This is a genomic window from Curvivirga aplysinae, from assembly GCF_009711445.1.
GTDB lineage: Bacteria > Pseudomonadota > Alphaproteobacteria > UBA8366 > Aestuariispiraceae > Curvivirga > Curvivirga aplysinae.
In genome coordinates, this window is record NZ_SMMC01000035.1 from 1 (window position 1) to 2,870 (window position 2,870).

Sequence of the window (2,870 nt, forward strand, 5' to 3'; positions counted from 1 at the left end):
TGTGGTTTTACGGGACTCCAAATCAATATGAGCTTGCTGAATATCACTGAGCGCATAATTCTGCATGACATTCACCTCTAAGCCCTTCTGAATCGCTTCAAAAAGCGCATTTGTTGAGGTCACTAAATCAGCTCTGGAAGCTACATATGTCATTAAACTAGGTCTCGTAAAGAATAAGGAGCCTTTAGCTGCTAAAATTCCTACATCAAATGGTGGCACCGGGCCGGATGCATTTCCATAAGAAACCATCATGCCACGTGGCGATAAACTATCTAATGAGCTCTCAAAGGTGGAAGCACCAACACCGTCATAAACAACAGGAACACCTTTTCCATCGGTAATCTCTTTCACTTTGGTGGCCACATTTTCTTCATTATAATAAATGATATGATCCGCACCATGGGCTTTGGCTAATTCTGCTTTTGCCTCACTACCAACAGTTCCTATAACCGTTGCCCCTAGTTGTTTTAGCCATTGGCATGCAAGAAGGCCTACACCACCGGCTGCTGCATGAAATAAAACAGTATCTCCTTCTTTCACCCGATAAGTTCGACGAATGAGATATTCAACGGTCATACCTTGTAACATCATAGCTGCGGCTGTTTCTTCTGAAATACTATCCGGTAATTTCACCACACGATCCCAGGGGATAAGGCGTTCTTCCGCATATGCACCCAAAGGACCTGCCCCATAACAAACACGATCGCCAACTTCGAATTCTGTCACGCCATCACCTACGGCGGTGATGACACCGGCACCTTCAAGACCTAATGTTGCCGGAAGTGGAACCGGATAGAGACCTGAACGATGATAAGTATCGATATAATTTAAACCAATAAAGCTGTTTTTGATTTTGATTTCTCCAGTAGCTGGATCACCGATGTCCACATCTTCATATTTCATGACCTCGGGACCGCCTGCTTCGTGTATACGAACTGCTTTGACCATTATTACTCTCCTAAACAGGTTTATCTTTTGACGCTATGTTATAGATATCACATCATTTCTCATAGCTATTTCATTAGCGTTTCACTTGTGAAAATTGGTAAATATCATTTATGCTTCAATTATATATAAATCGCTTGATTTAATCCGGTATAATGAAAATTCATTGTGATATTCCTTACTTTTTTCGGATATAGTTTCTTTCCAATATGGCAAAAAGAAATGTTGATATGCATATCCGGACAAAGTTGTTTGTCTGATAAGCGAATAATGTGATACTAGCTGTCGAACCCAAACGGATTGGTGGGAGGATAATATGAAGATCACTTTTGATATTGATTGTACACCAGAAGAAGCGAGACGATTTCTTGGATTACCCGATGTCTCTGCAGCGCAAGATCGCCTGATGAAAGAATGGGAAGACAAGATGCGTGAAGCAATGGATAAAGCAGTCTCTGGTGAAGATCCCGCCGCTTTGATGAAGTTATGGAATCCATTTGGTGCGGATACATTGGATGGAATTCAAAAAGCGTTTTGGAATTCTGTTGGGATGTCTTCAACTCATAAAGACGACAAATAATAAATATTCAACTTGGATTTAGAAGAAGATGAGCGGCGATACAATTTTTGCCTTAGCCAGTGGTAAAGGTCGAGCTGGTGTTTCAGTCATTCGCATTTCTGGTGATAAAGCCGGTGATGCAGTGAAAGCAATTACGGGGAAAGACCTCCCCCTTGCCCGTCAGGCAGCGCGTCGTTGGTTTCTAGATCCGTCTGACAGTAACAGTCAGATTGATGATGGTTTATTAATCTGGTTTCCAGGCCCAAATAGTTTTACGGGCGAAGATTGTGCTGAAATTCAAGGGCATGGCGGCTTAGCTGTTATTTCTGCAATGTTGCGTATATTGGGTGAACAATCCGGGTTGCGGTTAGCAGAACCGGGTGAGTTTACTCGCCGTGCTTTCCAAAATGGAAAGATGGATTTGACTGAAGCAGAAGGTCTTATTGATCTTATCGATGCAGAAACAGAGGCTCAACGTAAACAGGCCCTTGCGCAATCCAAGGGCGCTTTGGGGGCTCTTTATGAAGGATGGTCAGAACGCTTGAAGCGGATACTAGCTTATTATGAAGCTGAAATTGATTTTGCTGACGAAGATTTACCCGAAGATGTTGGGCAAAGATTGGGCCCAAATATTCTGGCTTTGCTCAATGAAATGAATCAACATTTAAATGATAATCGCCGTGGGGAACGCCTTCGTGATGGTGTACAAGTGGCTATTATTGGCCCCCCAAATGCAGGTAAAAGTAGTCTTTTAAATACCCTCGCCCAGCGTGAGGCAGCGATCGTTTCAGATATCGCGGGGACTACCCGTGATATTGTTGAGGTCCATTTAGATCTGGGTGGATATCCTGTTATTATATCAGATACGGCTGGTATTCGTGAACAAACGGATGATGTTATTGAACTGGAAGGTATCCGTCGGGCCCATCAAGCTGCATCAGATGCGGACCTAACTTTATGTGTTGTAGATGGTAGTGAGATATCTGCCCTTTCAACAGCACAAGAATTATTAGGTGATCGCCACGGGCTGATTATCTTAAATAAATCCGATAAATTATCTGGTGACCAAATTGTCGATAGTGATCAATCTGTCTATGGCATTTCTGTGAAAACCGGGAATGGATTAGATGAATTGTTAAAGATATTATCAGGACAAGTCGCGAGTTTATTTGGTGCCTCCGATATGCCTTATCTAACACGTGAACGTCATCGCCAAGCCGTGATGGAAGCAAAGCAAGCTTTAGGTAAAGTACCTTATGCACCAGAGATGGTATTAGCGGCCGAAGATATCCGCATCGCCATGCGTGCTTTGGGGCGTATAACAGGTACTGTCGGTGTTGAAGAATTATTGGATGTGATCTTCCGT

At 43.0% G+C, this 2,870-nt stretch carries 3 protein-coding genes; 2 read left to right on the forward strand and 1 reads right to left on the reverse strand.

The window, feature by feature from the left end:
• Nucleotides 1-948, reverse strand: a 948-nt coding sequence (locus E1160_RS00280) for a quinone oxidoreductase family protein (protein ID WP_155152993.1), incomplete at its 3' end; no start/stop codon positions are given.
• A gap of 313 nt (nucleotides 949-1,261) precedes the next feature.
• On the opposite strand from E1160_RS00280, the gene E1160_RS00285 reads away from it, so the two are divergent.
• Both E1160_RS00285 and mnmE read left to right on the forward strand, forming a co-directional pair.
• Complete coding sequence (locus E1160_RS00285; protein WP_155152994.1) at nucleotides 1,262-1,525, forward strand: DUF6489 family protein; 264 nt, start codon at nucleotides 1,262-1,264, stop codon at nucleotides 1,523-1,525.
• 28 nt (nucleotides 1,526-1,553) lie between these two features.
• Nucleotides 1,554-2,870 (forward strand): tRNA uridine-5-carboxymethylaminomethyl(34) synthesis GTPase MnmE (mnmE, locus tag E1160_RS00290; protein WP_155152995.1); only part of this gene is annotated, 1,317 nt, incomplete at its 3' end.